Source organism: Leptospira andrefontaineae, from assembly GCF_004770105.1.
GTDB classification, from domain to species: domain Bacteria; phylum Spirochaetota; class Leptospiria; order Leptospirales; family Leptospiraceae; genus Leptospira_B; species Leptospira_B andrefontaineae.
The window spans coordinates 537257-554484 of record NZ_RQEY01000005.1; the positions used below are offsets into that span (position 1 = coordinate 537257).

A 17228-nucleotide genomic window follows, 5' to 3' on the forward strand; every position below is an offset into this window, starting at 1 on the left:
AGGAAAACTATGAGCATTCGATCGACTTCCGAATTCGTAAAAGAACTTTCTAAAAAAGGAGAACTTTTAGAGATCAAAGAAGAGGTGGATCCTATCCTGGAGATCGCGGAGATCCAGAGAAGGGTAGTCGCTAAAAGAGGCCCTGCACTTCTATTCTCGAATGTTAAAGGATCCAAATTTCCTGTAGCAACGAATTTATACGGCTCTGAAAACAGGATCAAGATCGCATTTGGGGAAGATCCAGTAAAGTTCATTCAAAAAATCGCATATACTGCGAAACATCTAATGCCTCCCACTCCTAAAAAAGTATGGGAAGCAAGATCTCTGGCCTGGACTGCACTAAAAGTCGGTCTTAGAAAGGTTAACAAGGCTCCTATTCTGGATTCAGAACTACAGAGCATTGAAGAATTGCCTGCTCTAAAATCTTGGGCAAAAGATGCAGGAAGATTTATTACATTACCATTGGTGTATACCGAAAGTCCCAAAACCGGAAAAGGAAATTTGGGAATGTATCGTATCCAATTCTATGAACCTAAACTCACTGGGATGCATATACAGATCCATAGAGGTGGTGGATTTCATTATTCGGAGGCAGAATCGGAAGGTAACTCACTTCCTGCGCATATCTATGTAGGAGGTCCACCTGCACTTACAATTTCCGCTGTGGCACCCTTACCGGAAGAGATTAGTGAATTCCTTCTCGCCTCACTTTTACTCGGTGAAAGATTAAAAGTGCTAAAAGACAAAAAGATCAGTTCTCTTCCGATCGTTGCAGATGCCGACTTTGCATTGATCGGAAAAATTCCTCCAAGGATCAGAAAGCCGGAAGGACCTTTCGGAGATCATTATGGATATTATGCTTTAAAACATGATTATCCAGTATTCGAAGTAGATAAAATTTACGCTCGTAAAGATGCTATCTGGCCCGCAACAGTAGTTGGACGTCCTCCTCAAGAGGATCATTGGATCGCAGAATATTTACAACATCTACTATCTCCAATGTTCCCAATCGTAATGCCTCAGGTAAAAGGAATTTGGGCTTACGAAGAATCCGGAGTTCATTCTTTAGCTGCAGCAATCGTAAAAGAAAGATACAAAAAAGAAGCATTCATGGGCGCTCTTAGAATTTTGGGAGAAGGACAATTATCCCTCACTAAATTTCTGATCGTGACTGACCAAGATGTCCCTTTGATGGATTTTAAAACTACTTTCCTCGCAGCGCTTGAAAGATTCCAGCCGGAGACTGACTTACATATTTTCTCCAATATTTCTCAAGATACTTTGGACTATACTGGACCAAAAGTGAATGAGGGAAGTAAGGCGGTTCTACTTGGAGTTGGACCTAAAACCCAAAAGTTAAAACCTAAGATCACTTCTAATATTAAAAATTCTAAATTCAAAAATCCGAAAGTATATTGCCCTGGAGTTTTAGTTGTTTCCGGACCAAAATATAAAAAAGGAGACGGATCATTGGAAGCACTTCGCAAAGAAGCTATCACCCAAGGATTTTTATTCGTATTCTTAGTGGATAATTCGGAAGAAGCAACAAAATCAGATCACGATTTTATCTGGAACGTATTCACTCGATTTGAACCTGCAGCGGATATTTACGGGGATTCTAAAGTGATTCGAAATCATATTTCTTTCCAAGGTCCGATACTTGTGGATGCAAGGCTGAAAACTTGGTATCCTCCTGTTCTGGAAGAAGATCCTAAAATCTCCAAACAAGTAGAGAATAGATTTGGTAGACTTTTGGATTCACTTTAATCAAATGGAAGAATGGGAATGAAACGAGTAATCGTTACCGGCGGTGCCGGGCTGATCGGAAGTAATATAGTCAGACTTTTAAACGAACAAGGGATTTCAGATATCCTAGTCGTAGACCATTTAGGACAAACAAACAAATGGAAAAACCTTAGAGGTCTGGAATATTCCGACTATTTAGAAAAAGAAGAATTCCTAGAAAAAGTCCAAACCACAGATATTTTAAAAGATTATTCTCATATATTTCATTTGGGAGCTTGTTCTTCCACAACAGAAACGGATGCTTCTTATCTTATCCGAAATAATTACGAATATACGAAGATCTTAGCGGAAGAGTCCCTTCGTAGAAAGATCCAATTTTTATATGCTTCTTCCGCTGCCACATATGGAGAAGGGGAATTCGGTTATGATGATAAAGCACCTATCCATCCACTCAAACCCCTGAATATGTATGGATATTCCAAACATATGTTTGATCTATACGCCTTAAGAAAAGGATTTTTAGATCAAATCACCGGCGTGAAATATTTCAATATATTCGGGTTCGGAGAGGCTCATAAGGGAGATATGCGATCCGTAGTATTAAAAGGATACGAACAGATCTCCTCCGAGGGAAAATTGAAATTATTCAAATCCTACCGCCCTGACTATAAGGACGGAGAACAAAAAAGGGATTTCCTTTATGTAAAAGATGCGGCTAAGATCAGCCTATTTCTTTTAGAAAATCGTAAATTCGGTTTATATAATGTGGGAAGAGGGCAAGCAGAAACCTGGAATTCGCTTGCTTCCGCATTATTTAAGGCGATGGGAAAACCGGAAAAGATAGAATATATGGAAATGCCTGAAAGTTTAAAGGCAAAATACCAATATTATACGAAGGCTGAGACCCAAAAACTGATCTCAAGCGGTTACAAGGAAGGATTTACTGATTTGGAAACTGCGATTGCGGATTACGTGGATCTATTAAAAAAAGAAGAATAATAAAAGGGGCCCCTTGAGACCCCCCACAGCTATTAATTACTTAGAAAAGATCTGAAGTAAAGATTTTGCGAATGCTTTGAATTTTGCGTCTTTGATCGAGTAGAATACTTGATTAGAAACTTTTTTGCTTCCTAAGTATCCTGCTTCTTTCATTTTGCTTAAGTGTTGGGAAGCAGCTGATTGGCTGATACCAAGTGCGTCTACAAGTTCTCCTACGCTGTGTTCTTTTCTAGAAAGATGGAGAAGAATTTTTAATCTGTCAGGATGAGCTACTGCTTTAAGTCCGCGGATGGTAGAATCCAGATGAGTTTTTTTAATTTCTAACTTTTGGGCTGCCATAATCTGCCTTCTGTTGTATTTGAATCCACTCTAACATAACCTTTGAAATTTACAAGGATTTCCGAAAAGTATCTCTATTTTTTGTAAAATTAGAAATCATGTAAATTATGATATAATTATGTAAATAAAATGGAAAATAATTTATTACCAATTGTAGATATAATAACCTCAAAGCTTAGATTAATTGAATATTATAACTTTCAATCCTTCGAATATTAGAACCCTCTTACGTTTAGAAGATCCTAAAAACTAAATATTCTAATTTAACAATAAACTAAATATGTACTATTATAAAGTTCGAATTTGCCAGAATTCTAATGCAAGAAAACGTTCTGAAGGGTTGGTAAACTTTCAGCTTAACCAAGATAGGCGAAACGAAATTATTGAAGGCAAAAGTGTGGAAGAATTAAGGAAAACTAATGGACAGGAAAGAGGATAGAATAAAAAAAGGGGTCAAATTTTGACCCCTCCTGAAATTTCCAAAACGACTCCGTCTACCAGATCGTTTTGAGCGATGAATACCGCTGTGTTTGCAATTTCGTCCGGTCTCCCCAATCTGCCTATCGGGATAAGAGCTTCCCATTTTTTGAGAGCTTCCGGATTCATATCTTTCATTACCATTTCTGTAGCGATGAATCCAGGTGCAATACCTGCGACTCTGATACCGTAACGACTGAGCTCCTTCGCCCATAACTTGGTCATAGCAGCTACGCCCGCTTTTGCCGCGGAATAATTGGTTTGGCCCGGGTTACCATGCATAGAAACGGAAGCGATAGGGATGATCACACCTTTGGTACCGTTATTTACCATTTGAACCGCTGCTTCTCTACCTGTTAAGAATACTCCGGTCAGGTTTACATCGATTACAGCCTGCCATTCTGCCAAAGACATCTTGGAGGCAACTTTACCGGTTTGTTTATCCGCCTTTATTAAAAGACCATCTCTTAAGATCCCTGCATTCAAAACTGCGATATCTACGGAACCGAACGCTGAAACTGCTTGTTCCATGAGTTCCACAGCGTCTTTTTCCTTAGAAACATCTGTCGGAACTGCGATTACCTTAGCACCTAATGCTTCGATCTCCTTTTTAGCCTCTGCAAGTTTGTCAGCGGAGATATCCGATAGAACGATATTGGCTCCCAATTTTGCAAAATGAAGGGCCATCTCTTTGCCTAAACCTCCGGCGGAACCGGTGATTACGGCAGTCTTATTTGTGATTTCCAACTTGGTTGATTTCCTTACTTCTAATGGTTACGTAATTGTCGGTGAAAGGGATTTCTACCCTGGCGACAGTTTCTGCGGCGCTAGTTTGGATCCTGAAAAGGTTCGGATCAATATTCTCACTCTTGAGAAGGATCATGATAAGAGCGATACCGAGACCGGCTCCCTCAGTATTGTCCATATTATCCATATAGAACTCGGCGATATCATTGTACTCCATCGCCTTTCTCATCTTCTCCCTCATACGAGATTCTTCGATCTCGATCACAGGAGTATTATTAACTACTTCGACGACCAAACCTTCGGCGGCATAGGTTACCGAAATTTTGACAAAAACGCCTCTGGCAAGACAGCGTTTCCCGTATTCATCGGCCATTTTTTCGGAGAAGTTCTGTTTGAACTGGGCCAAACCCTGGTCGTAATGTTCATGATTTCGGATATCCAAACCAAGATCTTCGAAGAAAACCCTCTTTTGGTTAGCCTTCACTCCGTTGATCGCCATTTCTTTGGTGATCGTATACAACATCTCTATGTATCTTGTTTGGCCTAATTTTTCCAGAACTTCCGTTAGAATACGTAAAACGTATTTTTCCAATTTGGAATTCATTCTGGAAGATTGAACGGAGATGCGGGAGCGGTTGAGGATGTAATCAGAGAGCTGGGCGTCTAAATCTTTGAAACTTTTTGCCATGCTCGTTTAGTCCTCTGAGGAAGAAAAGTCGATACCCAGTGTTTCCCCTAGGACGATTCATGCAATCAAAAATCGGTGCCTCATAGATCTCAAAAAGGATACAAACGTAATGGTCTGGCCGCGTCCTAAGCGAACCAAACTCCGAAATGCTTAAGACTGAGTCTCTATTGGTTCGCTCAGGCCAGGCTCTCACCTCCGGTCAAAAAATCGCCTCCACGATTTTTTGACCACGGCTCGATCCTTCGCGGGGAATGCATAAGTTAGGTTCAATAGATTTTATAGAAGAATACACTATCTAAAAACAAACGAGACTAAAGCCAGATAAGCGTCTAGGAATTACCAAAATTTTGCCCTGAAATGGCTTATATGAATTAATAAAATATGCTTCTTCAAGATGGCAACTACCGATCACTAAATTTTGCCATCCGTCAAAATCGGTTCCGCTTTCCGGGCAGGAGGTAAAATAAATAAGGTTTAAGCAAGTATCTACAGAGCGGGTCCAAACATAGTTTCCTTCATTCTGGAGGAAGGTATCATCATTGCAGTAAGTTATGGAGGGGGCAGGGGCAGCCGATGAAATATAGGTATTCCCAATAGACTTACAATATAAGAATTTATTCGAGACAGCAGAAATTATCTTGCGATAAGCATCATTCGCTCTTATCGCATCAGCTGTATCAAATCCGAAATTCGTATCCAAATCTAAGCCAAATTCTTTACAGGAAATAATAAATAAAAGTGAAAATAAAAATCTCTTTGCTATCATTGTGTTGCGATCCATTTTAAATCTATGGCGCCTAACTATTGTGAGATCGTATCAAGATATTTGTCTTTCTTTTTTTAGTCGTGTGGTTATCTCATTTGAGGTAGCACAAGAGATGTGTCTTGTATATGTTATTCGAGATAGAAAATTATGATATTTTAATGTTTATCTTTAGCGAATTTGAACCGCAAGAAGGAATCTCTGGCAAACGGAAAATTTTAGCGAATTATTTCAACCAAGTGATTCGATAAGTGAGGTTTTCCAGTTTTTATTTTCACAATAAAATCCCCTTTTTTTTGAAATACTATACAAAAAAATAGTTTACATAAATATATAAATATGCGATTAGTATTTTGTTGCCAGGAGAAAAACCATGCTTCAAACAATTACTATTCGAGACTTTGCATTAATTGAATCCGCCCAAATCGATCTAAGTAAAGGGTTAACTGCGATCACTGGAGAGACCGGTTCCGGAAAATCACTGTTGCTAGATGCTCTTTCCTCCTTACTTGGAGGCAAGAGTAGTACAATGGATATCCGAACAGGCTCGGATAAGTATTGTCTGGAAGCTGAGTTTGATATTTCCCAAAATCCAGGAGCCATAACTTGGATGCGGGAACATGGATTTCCGCTCAACGGTTCGGCGATCGTGATCAGAAAGGAATTCACTCGGGATGGAAAAACAAAAATCCAGATCAATCATTCACTTTCTTCTGCTCAGGTTCTTCGCGGGTTGGGTGAGATCCTCTCCGAAGTGCATAATCAGAACGATCAGATCTTACTTTTGGACAAGGCCCAGCAGCTAGACATCTTGGATGGTTTTGCAGGTTTGCATACACTTCGAGGGGAAGTGAAGGAAGGATTTTTAACGTATAAAAGCCTCAAAAAAAGGCTAGAGGAATTAGAATTATCTCACGCTGATAGAAATCGCAAAAAAGAGATACTTCAATACCAAATAGAAGAGATCCATACTGCCAATTTAAAATCGGGAGAAGAGGAAGAACTGAGTAAAGAAGAGAATCTACTCGTTCACGGAGAAAAACTCGCGGAAAATCTGGATATAATCACAGGTTATTTGCATGAAAGTGAATCTTCTGTATTAGGGATTTTTCCTAAGGTGCTTGCCGCTTCCGATAAGATTAAAGTTTTGAACGAATCATTAAACGAAATGGATTCTGCCCTCAAGGAAGCGTATGTTACAATCCGTGAGATCAATACTACGGCCCAGGACCAAAAAGAAGAGGTATTTTTCTCTCCGGAAAGATTATCTCATGTGCAGTCCAGACTCGATCTGATCCAAAAACTTAAGAAGAAGTATGGAAATTCAATTTCAGAAATTTTGGAAACAAAGAAGAAGGCGGAAGATGAACTTTCAGCCTTAGAACAGAACTTAGATTCTAAAACTTCTCTGGAGAAAGAAAAGAAGAAGGCGGCAGATAAACTTACCCAGGCTTGTTTGCAACTTTCCAAATCTAGACGAGAAGTATTAAACAAGTTCGAATCCAAACTCAAATCAGAATTAGAAGTTTTGGGAATGAAGGGCGCAGGGTTGCAGGTAGTACTTCGTTGGGAAACAAGTCCTGAAGGAGAGGTGGAAGCCCAAGGAAAATCCTATTTAGTAAACGAATTCGGATTGGATCAGGCTGAATTCTATTTCAGTCCAAACCCTGGGGAGAAACCAAGACCTCTTCGCAAAATTGCTTCTGGAGGTGAAATTTCCAGAGTGATGTTGGCCATCAAAAGTGTGCTTGGTTCCAATTTTGACGGAAAAGTTTTAGTTTTTGATGAGATTGACTCTGGTCTGGGTGGAGAGATTGCTTCGGATGTAGCAAAAAAACTCAGAACACTTTCCAAAACTCATCAGATCATCTTGGTCACACATTTACAGCAGATCGCTGCTGCAGCTGATCATCATCTTCTTGTGAGTAAACGACTGAAAGAGGGAAGGACTGTTTCCGAAACTGAATTTCTAGGAATGGAGGAGAGGACAATGGAACTTGCAAGAATGATTGCGGGTCAAAATATCTCCAAAGGCGCTCTCCATCACGCAAAGGAATTGCTCAAAAAGAAGGCGGTTTAATTCACCTTTTTGGTTCCTATTTTTTTGCCGGGGCAGAATATTTCGCTCCGGCAAAAAGGAATACTTCCTTTAAAAATCGTTTGGCAGGGACAGCCGAGTTGGAAACCCTACTCCTTGGAGAACCTCAAGCCGATATGATTCTTGCCAAAACAGATTCTTTGGTTTCCATTATTCCACCGGAAACCGTACCTATTCTGATCCTTCTAGTCTCTATAGTAGGATTTACAATTATCATAGAAAGGCTGATCTTTTTCTCTCGTTGGAAGTCCATTACTCCGGACGATTGGAGAAGGGTAAAGGATCTACTCAGGGATAAAAACTACGACTCTGCTTCCGATCTAATGAGAAGTTTGAGCCAGGGTCCTGTTTCTCAGGTTTTACAAGCTGGTATCACCCAATTTAAGAAAAATGCATCTTCTGTAGATGATGAGATTCTTACCCAAGGACTAAACCAGATCCAAAGAATGGAGAAATTCCTTTCTCCGTTAGCTACAATTGCAACTATCTCTCCACTTTTAGGAGTATTAGGGACTGTTCTTGGGATTATCCGTTCCTTCGCAGAAGGTTCAGGAACAAGAGGAGCGGAAGTGGGGATCAGTGAGGCATTGATCACTACAGCTATGGGGCTTGCAGTTGCGATCCCAGCTTATATTTTCCATAACTTCTTCCAAAAGAAAAAGGAAGACGCGATTTCCGAGATGGAAAGTCTTTCCGAGCAGGCTCTTAGGTTTTTAAAATAAGATGAAATTCAAAAAGTGGAGTCGGGGAGAAAGCGGAAGTTTTAGGGCAGGCCAGATCGAGCTTGCGCCTATGATCGACGTTATCTGCTTCATCGTAATTTATTTTTTGATGAACGCAACTTTGGAAAAATCCACTGTCGTAAAAATAGAACTCCCTAGATCTTCCAGCACTGCTCAGGAAAAGAAAAAGGATGAATTGGTAATCACTGTCAATAAGGACGGAAAAATTTTCCTAGATAAAGACACTGAGCCTGTTCCTTTGGAAAAACTGACTGAAAAGATAAAATTGTTCAATGGCCAAAACCAAGGCGACGACAAAGACAAAAAAGAACAGAGTAAAAATCGGGTGATTATCAGAGGGGATGGTGGAGCAAATTATCAAACCATCGTCAAGGTCATCGATAAAGTGAACGAAGCCGGAGTAACAAGATTCAATCTTGCTATGGTTCGTCAACCGGGAGGTCAGTGATCCGCTTAGGTGGATCAGACTTATTTCGAGAAGATATTCTTCTCGATTTTAAATAAAGCCTTAAGGCGATTTCAAAGACTCTTGAAACGAAAAGTATCTATATATAAATCCTTTGCCGTTATTTTTGTAAGCGGGTTCTTTTTTTACTCCGGCGAGATCTCTCAACTTTTCTCCAAAAAAAGCGATTATTTCGGAAAGATCGTAAGAGAAATAAAATTTAACGGAAACAAGAACACATCCGACTCGGACATTAGTGGTCTTTTGGAATTGAGGACCGGTAAACTCCTCACCAAAGGGATCATAGACAGGGATCTAAAAGCGTTATTCGCTTCCGGCTTCTTCTACTTTATAGATATCAAAGCGGAAGAAATGGAAGGTGGTGTCAGGGTTATTTTTGAACTCAGAGAAAGGCCACGGGTTAAAGACGTGGAATTTATCGGAGCTGACGAAGTTTTTCCGGCCGACCTTCGAGATAAAATGCCTCTCAAAGAAAACGAGGTGATCACACCACAAAAGGTCACTAAATCCAGAGATGTTATATTACAAAAATATAAAGATGAAGGCTTCTTCCTTGCTTATGTAAAGGTTGAGCTTGGAAAACCGGATCCAAAGACAAATTTAGTAAAAGTCCGTTTCATCATCGACGAGGGAGAAGAGATCCCTGTCGCAAAAATCAATATCTATGGTAACGAGACAATTGAGACTTCTGAGATTATAGGTCTCATGGAGTTAAAGGAAGAAGGTCTATTCGAAGGTGGTAACTTTAAAGAAAGTTCCTTCGAAAAAGATAAGGAAGTTATCCAAGCTTATTTGAGAAGTAAGGGATACTTGGACTCAGAGTTGATCCGGGAAGGAACCAACTGGGAGATCCATTGGGAAAACCCCGAAAAGAAAAACAGAAGGGTAATTATAGTCAATATCAAACTGTATGAAGGACAGGTGTATTATTTTAACGGGTATACTGTTTCTCATGATATGACTACCGATGGTGATGGTAGACCTATCTTCTTAAACAAAGAAACTAACCCGCCTGAAACCCCTAAGGATAAATTAAAACCTTTGTTCACGATCCCGGAGATCGAAAAGTCCTTAGATTATAGTTCTAAAGATGCGGGAGAAGTTTTCGATGAGACCGTATTCTCTAGAGACAGAGCCACGGTAAATGAACTCTACGGATCGAAAGGTCATATTTTCGCTCAGGTGATCCCAAGAAGAAAGATCGTTTCCTTGGATTCTGAAAGTTTAGAATATTACGAAAATTGTGCCACCAGAAGAACAGAACTGGAAAAAAAGACCTGCGAAGAAGAATACAAACAATTAAACATCCGTAAATTAAGAGAAATTTATAGAGATAGTCCTGAATTAAGAGGGCGCAAGTTCGTTCACGTGGATTTTACTATCCGCGAGAATAACTTGGCTCAGATCGAAAACGTAATCATTAAAGGGAATAAAAAAACCCAGGACAAAGTGATTCGTAGAGAGTTACTTTTTAAACCTGGGGACTTATTCGATTCTAGTTTAGTGAACCGCTCCAGGGAAAGGATCTTCAACTTAGGTTACTTTAAAGAAGTAAACTTTAACATGAGACCAGGTTCGGATGATACAAAGATGAATCTGGTCATCGAAGTATTAGAGCAACCTACTGGAACAGTTTCCATGGGTGGTGGTTATGGAACCATTACTGGATTTACCATCTTCACAGAGATTGGTGAAAACAACTTAAACGGAACAGGGCAAAAAGTTTCGGGACGTTTGGAATTCGGACCTTATCGTAGATCCTTCCAGATCTCTTGGACGGAACCTTGGATGTATGATACTCCTTGGTCTCTCTCCCTTTCCATGTTCTACTTCTCTCGAACCATATTCTTAGGTTCTACTTCCACAATTTCTATTTCGGATAGTACAACTGCGCCAACCGTAGAAAATGCTACCTATGATAACAACGGTTTGGGAGTCACTATGGGTGTGGCTCACAGGCTTGGGACCAACTGGACCCATTTCCATAGGTATACTCCCGCGTTTTATTCTTATTCCAATCCGACTGCGCTTGTGTCAGATGCGGTTTTGGCTAACGTGAGAAGGGGATGGCAGTTCCGTTCTCAGATCACAAACGGTCTTGCTTACGATATCCGAGATAACGTATTTGCTCCTACTCGCGGTTATGATCTTCTATTCCAGGTAGATAACGTAGGGCAGTATTTGGGAGGAGCTTCTCACTTCGACCAATATAGGGTCTTGGCAGAATATTATCATACTTGGTTTGACTTTACATTCGGAGGGTTGATCCGTAACAACGCCCTCCGTAGATGGAGAGTTGTCCAAGAGTTCAGGACCTCTGATACTTTTATTTTCCAAAGGTCTCCTGCAGGTGGATCTCATAGCCAGGACCCTGTCCAAGACCCTTATATCCGTCCTCAGGATTTACTCATCATAGGTGGTTATGAATCCTTAAGAGGTTGGTATTATAACGATCAAAAATACCCCGTAGAATGGAGAGACGGTGCTCAACATCGACTTCTATTCGATACGGAGATACGTATTCCTATAGAACCAAGCTTACTCTGGCTTGTAGTTTTCTTGGACGGAGGAGCGCTTTACGAACAAACGAACCGCGCAGTAGGGACGAAAAAAGATTATTTCGAATCGTACGATAAGAATAAAGCGGATCAGATTGCGGCAAACCCAATCGGTTGGTACATACAAAATAATTTCAATTTGCAGAATGGACGTAAGGCTGACGTTACTTATGACGAATTGAATAACCCAGGAAGATTGATCTTATCAGCGGATAACGTTGCTATGGATAGAATGAGATATTCTTGGGGTGTGGGTCTTAGAGTCCAGATCCCAGTTCTTCCTCTGCGTATTTACTTTGCTCAAAAGTTAAAACCTACCGGAAATTTCTGGGCACCATTCGAAAAATACGAGTCAGACAACGCATTCCAGTTCGTATTCGGTATCGGTGATTACCGATTCTAAGGAGTTTTTGCTTTGTCAGTTGATCTAGTACAAGGCTTGAATGACCCGCAGAAAGCCGCCGTCGAAAGATTGGAGGGCCCTGTTTTAATTCTAGCAGGAGCCGGTTCCGGAAAAACTAGAGTAATCACTCATAGGATCGCGAACCTGATTCTGAACAAAAGAACAGATTCGATTTGCGCACTCACTTTTACCAATAAAGCTGCCGCAGAAATGTTGGAAAGGGTCGGAAAACTTGTGCCTTCCATTCCTTGGAATGTGCAGATTAAAACATTTCACTCACTCTGTTTGTATATTTTGAGAAGGGAAACTTCTTATCTTGGAATGCCTTCTGGATTTACAGTGTATGATTCTGTTCTACAGGAATCCTTAATCAAACAAGTGATCAAGGATTTACATGAGGACCCTAAACAATATAAACCTTCCTCTTTGACCGGGATCTTTTCTTCTTGGAAAGATGGGCTTTCCAATTCTGATTTTTATATCCGTAAAGAGAATTTTTCCCATAGATCTCAGATGATCTCAAACATTTACGAAGAGTATGAAAAACGTAAGAAAAAAAACCAAGCCTTAGATTTCGGGGACCTGATCCAAAAGACCGTGGAATTATTCAGAGAGAATCCAGGGGTGCTGAAATCCTATCAAGATAGATGGAATTATATCATGGTAGATGAGTATCAAGATACGAACAAGGCACAATATACATTGGTACGTTTACTATCCGGAGATAGAGGAAATCTCTGTGTCGTAGGTGACGACGATCAGTCAATCTATTCCTGGAGAGGAGCGGATATTTCGAATATTCTAAATTTCGAAAGTGATTTTCCGAATGCGTATGTAGTAAAACTTGAGGAAAACTATCGTTCTACTTCCAGGATTATCCGTGCTGCTTCCAAGGTGATCGCAAATAATAGTGGAAGAAAAGAGAAAGAATTATTCACGAATAATGAATTAGGAGAACCTATCTCCGTCTCCCAATTCGAGAACGAAACGGAAGAAGCTTACGATATAGTTAAAAAAATCAGAGCGGGATCTGCGAGAGGGGCGGACTACAAGGATTTTGCGATCTTCTACAGAACAAATGCTCAGTCCAGATATTTTGAAGAAGGACTTAGATCTTCCGGTATACCATACAAAATTTTCGGCGGTTTCAGGTTCTTTGATAGAGCTGAGATCAAAGACATGATCGCTTATCTGAACGTGGTCGCAAATCCAATGGATTCCAATTCATTATTAAGAATTGTGAATACACCTCCTCGTGGGATTGGTGAGGCGAGTATAGAAAAGATCCGCAAATTCTCCTTAGACCAAGGGATCTCATTTTTAGAAGCGATTGGGCATCCTGATCTTCCCTTAAAAAAAGCAAGTTTAGGAAAAGCTAAAGAACTCTATCATCTATTCGAGGATCTGATCGATCGGAAAGAAAAAGGGGAACTACCTTCTAAGATTGCCTTGGAGATTGTTGGAAGATCCGGCTGGATAGATTATATGGAAAGAGATGCTCATGACGAAGAAGCAGTCTCTAAAGTAGAGAACGTCAGAGAGTTTGTAAACTCGATCGAAGAATACGAGTCTCGAGAAGATTCTCCGAACTTGGAAGAATATCTGAACCAGATCAGCCTTCTAACCTCGGAAGAGGACTCTGCCCAACTCACTGACTATGTTCATCTTATGACAGTCCACAATGCAAAAGGATTAGAGTTCCCCACAGTTTTTCTGACAGGTTTGGAAGAAGGGACCTTCCCCCATTCTATGAGCTTGGAAGAGCCGAACGGTGAGGAAGAAGAAAGAAGACTTTTTTACGTGGCATTGACCCGGGCCAGAGTGAAATTATACCTAAGTTATTCCAGGACTTCTCGAAAATTCGGAAAAGTAGAAGACCGGATCCCATCTCATTTCCTTCCTGAAATTCCGTCTGAATGTTTTGGGGAAGAAGGAATTCTTGCACAAAAGGGAGTCCGCCGACCGGTAGGGCCTCCTACTGCTTCTTCTGGAGCATATAAAATCCCGGAAACTCCAAAGGAAAGGGAGGATTCTTCTAAACCATTGGGAGAAGAGGCGGATATTCGAGAAGGAGATAGGGTCAAACATGCCCAATTCGGCCTTGGGCAGGTGATTTCCGTCCAAGGGAGCGGCAAAAACAGGAAGGTAAAAATAAAGTTTGGGGGCCTGGAGAAGAACTTTTTCCTTGCCTATACCCCCTTAGAGAAATTATAACAAGGGGGAAAGTTCGCCCCTAAAAATACCGATATTATTCACAGGAACATAGGAGAAACAATGAAACGGATCGTAATACTAACCTTGGCTATCTGCCTGGGGACCCCATTGTTTGCTGGAAAAGTCAGCGGTTTAGTAGAAGAATTTAATAAAGTAGAAGAATTTAATAAGAATCGAAAAGTTTCAGATGCTGCTAAAAAAGCATTACTGGAAAAAAATCTTCTCTCCGCTTTAAAATACAGCCTTCATCGTAAATACCTTGATTATAAGGAATATACCAAGGATCTAAAAGCGGATTCTATTTCTTATGAACCTCAAAAGGGAACTTTTGGAGTATATGTAAAATACAAAACTTATATCGTATTTTATAGTTATCTAATGGATCCTGAAATTTATCTTCAAACTCCTATCAATGAGGTATTTTATGTTCGTCCGGACAATTTGGACGAAGAACCTCATAAGGAAGATAAACAACCAGCTCAACCACCGGCAGGAAAATAATCTCTATTCATGCGATTTCCAGAAGAAGCGGAATTAGTTTCTAAACTTGTTCTGGAGGCCGCAGACCGGATCTTTTCCATCTATGGAACAAATTTTCATGTGATGGAAAAATCCAAGGGTGACCCTCTCACCGAAGCTGACCTGCAAGCAAATGAGATCATCGCAGGCGGCATCCGCAAAATCCTAAAAGACAAAGTTTATTCTGAAGAAGATTCGGATTTTTCCCATTCCTCACTACAGGGTGAAAGAGTTTGGATCTTAGATCCAATCGACGGAACCAGGGAATTTGTAGCTAGAAATCCAGAATTTGCAATTAGCCTCGGACTTTTGGAAGAAGGTAGACCTGTTTTTGGGATCGTAATGAATCCTGCAACGGGAGAGTTTTTTTGGGGAGCGGAAGGGAAGGGTGCATATTATACAATCTTAAAGTCTCCCTATATCGAAAATCAGATCGATTGGGAGAATACATTCTATCTTCCAAAATTAGAATCTTCCGAACTTCCTAAAATTTTAGTTTCCGTATCTGAATCGAAGGCCGGGCTTTTTAAAAAATTTGATTACGGAAATGATTTTGTATTAGAGCCGAAAGGTTCTATCGCTTATAAACTCGCTCTTGTTGCAGTTGGAAAATATCCATTAACACTTTCTCTCCGGCCCAAAAACGATTGGGACGTAGCGGGAGGGATCGCGATACTTAGAGCTTCTTTAGGTAAAGATCTGGAAATTCGTTCCGGTAAGGATTATCCATTCTTAACTTCTAAATTAGGAATAGGTTTACTTGCCGGAGAATCAGGACTAGTGACCCAATTCTGGGAAAAGTTTAAAACTTCCCTCCAAGGTTCAGTCAGAGATCGTTGGTAAATCAATCTTAGAAAAGGTTTTTCTACTTTTGTCCAATTCAAATAGAAAAAAATATAAGATAGCACTAGATGCAAGGCCTCTATCCACTCCAGTTTCGGGAGTAGGCAGATTGATCGAATCTGTTCTCAAAGGTTTTGAAAAAGATCCCGATTTTGAATTTTATCTTTTTTCCCACAGGCCAATCCATGAAGGTTATGCTGATCTATTCAAAAATCCGAATATAAAACCAGTAATCGGGCAGGGACTATTCTCTAAAAAGGGAGGGATTTACTTTGCATTCTATCTCCCTTTCCAATTGAGAAAATATGAGATCGACCTGTTTTGGGGAACTCAACAAGTATTTCCTTTATTCTTATCCAATAGTATTCCGGGGGTTTTGACTTATCACGATTTTGTGGCTTATCGTTTTCCGGAAACAATGAGGCCTATTGCAAGATTCCAACAGCTTTTTTATCTAAGAAGAAGTATCCAAAGAGCTGATTTTATTCTGGCAAACTCCGAATTCACTTCTTCCGAGATCATAAAATACTCTTCCTTTCCGAAGGATAAGATAGATATAATCTATCCCGGTTACGATCCTAAAGAAATCGAAAAGATAAAAACTCCTCCTACAAAACGTATCTCAAAGTTACCTAAAAAATTCTTTCTGACTGTTTCTACTTTAGAACCTCGTAAAAATTTCGGAACACTTCTGAAAGCATACCAAGAAGCTAGAAAAGAGAAATCCGATCTAGTTTGGGTCCATGCCGGGAAAGAGGGTTGGGAATCTCCCGAGTTTTTAGAAAAATTCAAAAAATCTTCCGAGTCCGGAGAATTAATCTGGTTTGATTTTGTAAATGAAGATGAGCTGAAATATCTATATTCTCAAGCGAGTCTTTTTGTTTTTCCTTCCATTTATGAAGGATTTGGAATCCCTCTTTTAGAGGCACTTGCTTATTCTTTACCTTGTATCGTTTCCGATCTTAACGTATTTAGAGAAATTGGAAAAAAATCCTGTGTATACATTTCTCCGGAATCAGTAGAAGAATGGAAAAATGCAATTTTGGATTTTCAAAAGAAGAAATATAAATTTCCAAAAGCTGACTTGAAAAGATTCGAAAGAAAAAAATCGGCTGCGCTTGTTAAAAAAATTTTTAGAGATCTAGTTTCTTCTAAAACTGCCTAAGATCTTTTGTAAGAAGGACTTTTTACCTTCTTCTATTGTTCCTGAAAAAATAATATCTGTCGAAGATTTCCAATGAGTATGGATCCGATTTCTGTCCAAGGCTTGGAAATAAATTTGTTCAGTTGGACTCACATTCCAGACGAATAGATCTTCTTTTCTCGTCCAAGAATTATCCGTCCAGTCGATGCATATCCTTTCTAAATTTTTGCCGGATCTTAATTGTAGGATAAATCCTTTTTTAGGATCCAAATATGCAGCAAGAATTGGGGGTTTGGAAGATCCTTCCGGGGCTCCGGAATCGAAATGGATACCTTCTCCTTGGAACCTTCTTCCTTCCAAATACGATTGGAATTCCGAAAAATGGAAATAGTAATTATAGATCCTGGTTTCTTCCAAGGCTGAAAACCTTGTACAAGTTTTTGATCTACACTCTTTAAAGCAAGGTAGAATTAGAAGTAAA

At 39.9% G+C, this 17228-nt stretch carries 15 protein-coding genes; 10 read left to right on the forward strand and 5 right to left on the reverse strand.

What is annotated here, in order from left to right; all coding sequences use genetic code 11:
* Positions 1–9 precede the first annotated feature (9 nt).
* Both EHO65_RS04210 and rfaD read left to right on the forward strand, forming a co-directional pair.
* The gene (locus tag EHO65_RS04210; RefSeq protein ID WP_135772901.1) at positions 10–1767 is read left to right on the forward strand and encodes a UbiD family decarboxylase; all 1758 of its coding nucleotides are present in this window, start codon (positions 10–12) and stop codon (positions 1765–1767) included.
* Positions 1768–1779: 12 nt separating this feature from the next.
* The gene (rfaD, locus tag EHO65_RS04215; RefSeq protein WP_208743966.1) at positions 1780–2745 is read left to right on the forward strand and encodes an ADP-glyceromanno-heptose 6-epimerase; all 966 of its coding nucleotides are present in this window, start codon (positions 1780–1782) and stop codon (positions 2743–2745) included.
* A gap of 36 nt (positions 2746–2781) precedes the next feature.
* Here rfaD and EHO65_RS04220 read toward each other — a convergent pair whose 3' ends face one another.
* The 4 genes from EHO65_RS04220 to EHO65_RS04235 all read right to left on the reverse strand — a co-directional run bounded on the left by EHO65_RS04220 (position 2782) and on the right by EHO65_RS04235 (position 5777).
* Complete coding sequence (locus tag EHO65_RS04220) at positions 2782–3084, reverse strand: ArsR/SmtB family transcription factor (RefSeq protein WP_008592190.1); 303 nt, start codon at positions 3082–3084, stop codon at positions 2782–2784.
* Between the two features lie 453 nt (positions 3085–3537).
* On the reverse strand, positions 3538–4308 hold the full coding sequence (locus EHO65_RS04225) for an SDR family NAD(P)-dependent oxidoreductase (protein ID WP_135772903.1): 771 nt from the start codon (positions 4306–4308) through the stop codon (positions 3538–3540).
* On the reverse strand, positions 4292–4996 hold the full coding sequence (locus tag EHO65_RS04230; protein ID WP_135772904.1) for a histidine kinase: 705 nt from the start codon (positions 4994–4996) through the stop codon (positions 4292–4294). The genes EHO65_RS04225 and EHO65_RS04230 overlap by 17 nt, the downstream gene beginning before the upstream one ends.
* A gap of 295 nt (positions 4997–5291) precedes the next feature.
* Positions 5292–5777 (reverse strand): hypothetical protein, encoded by a 486-nt coding sequence (locus EHO65_RS04235; RefSeq protein WP_135772905.1) that lies wholly within the window; start codon positions 5775–5777, stop codon positions 5292–5294.
* Positions 5778–6132: 355 nt separating this feature from the next.
* Between EHO65_RS04235 and recN the strand changes: the two genes are divergently transcribed.
* The 8 genes from recN to EHO65_RS04275 all read left to right on the forward strand — a co-directional run bounded on the left by recN (position 6133) and on the right by EHO65_RS04275 (position 16768).
* The gene (gene recN / locus EHO65_RS04240) at positions 6133–7839 is read left to right on the forward strand and encodes a DNA repair protein RecN (protein WP_135772906.1); all 1707 of its coding nucleotides are present in this window, start codon (positions 6133–6135) and stop codon (positions 7837–7839) included.
* Between the two features lie 134 nt (positions 7840–7973).
* Positions 7974–8579 (forward strand): MotA/TolQ/ExbB proton channel family protein, encoded by a 606-nt coding sequence (locus EHO65_RS04245; RefSeq protein WP_086446892.1) that lies wholly within the window; start codon positions 7974–7976, stop codon positions 8577–8579.
* A 1-nt stretch (position 8580) separates the two neighbouring features.
* Positions 8581–9048: an ExbD/TolR family protein gene (locus tag EHO65_RS04250; protein WP_100707243.1), complete on the forward strand. Its 468-nt coding sequence runs from the start codon at positions 8581–8583 to the stop codon at positions 9046–9048.
* 81 nt (positions 9049–9129) lie between these two features.
* On the forward strand, positions 9130–12027 hold the full coding sequence (locus EHO65_RS04255; RefSeq protein WP_135772907.1) for a BamA/OMP85 family outer membrane protein: 2898 nt from the start codon (positions 9130–9132) through the stop codon (positions 12025–12027).
* A gap of 12 nt (positions 12028–12039) precedes the next feature.
* The gene (locus EHO65_RS04260) at positions 12040–14241 is read left to right on the forward strand and encodes an ATP-dependent helicase (RefSeq protein WP_135772908.1); all 2202 of its coding nucleotides are present in this window, start codon (positions 12040–12042) and stop codon (positions 14239–14241) included.
* A 60-nt stretch (positions 14242–14301) separates the two neighbouring features.
* On the forward strand, positions 14302–14742 hold the full coding sequence (locus tag EHO65_RS04265) for an LIC11625 family surface-exposed protein (RefSeq protein ID WP_135772909.1): 441 nt from the start codon (positions 14302–14304) through the stop codon (positions 14740–14742).
* 9 nt (positions 14743–14751) lie between these two features.
* Complete coding sequence (locus EHO65_RS04270; protein WP_135772910.1) at positions 14752–15603, forward strand: 3'(2'),5'-bisphosphate nucleotidase CysQ; 852 nt, start codon at positions 14752–14754, stop codon at positions 15601–15603.
* Positions 15604–15631: 28 nt separating this feature from the next.
* Positions 15632–16768, forward strand: a complete 1137-nt coding sequence (locus tag EHO65_RS04275) for a glycosyltransferase family 4 protein (RefSeq protein ID WP_135772911.1) — start codon at positions 15632–15634, stop codon at positions 16766–16768.
* Here EHO65_RS04275 and EHO65_RS04280 read toward each other — a convergent pair.
* Positions 16745–17164, reverse strand: a complete 420-nt coding sequence (locus tag EHO65_RS04280) for a hypothetical protein (protein ID WP_135772912.1) — start codon at positions 17162–17164, stop codon at positions 16745–16747. The genes EHO65_RS04275 and EHO65_RS04280 overlap by 24 nt on opposite strands.
* Positions 17165–17228 lie beyond the last annotated feature (64 nt).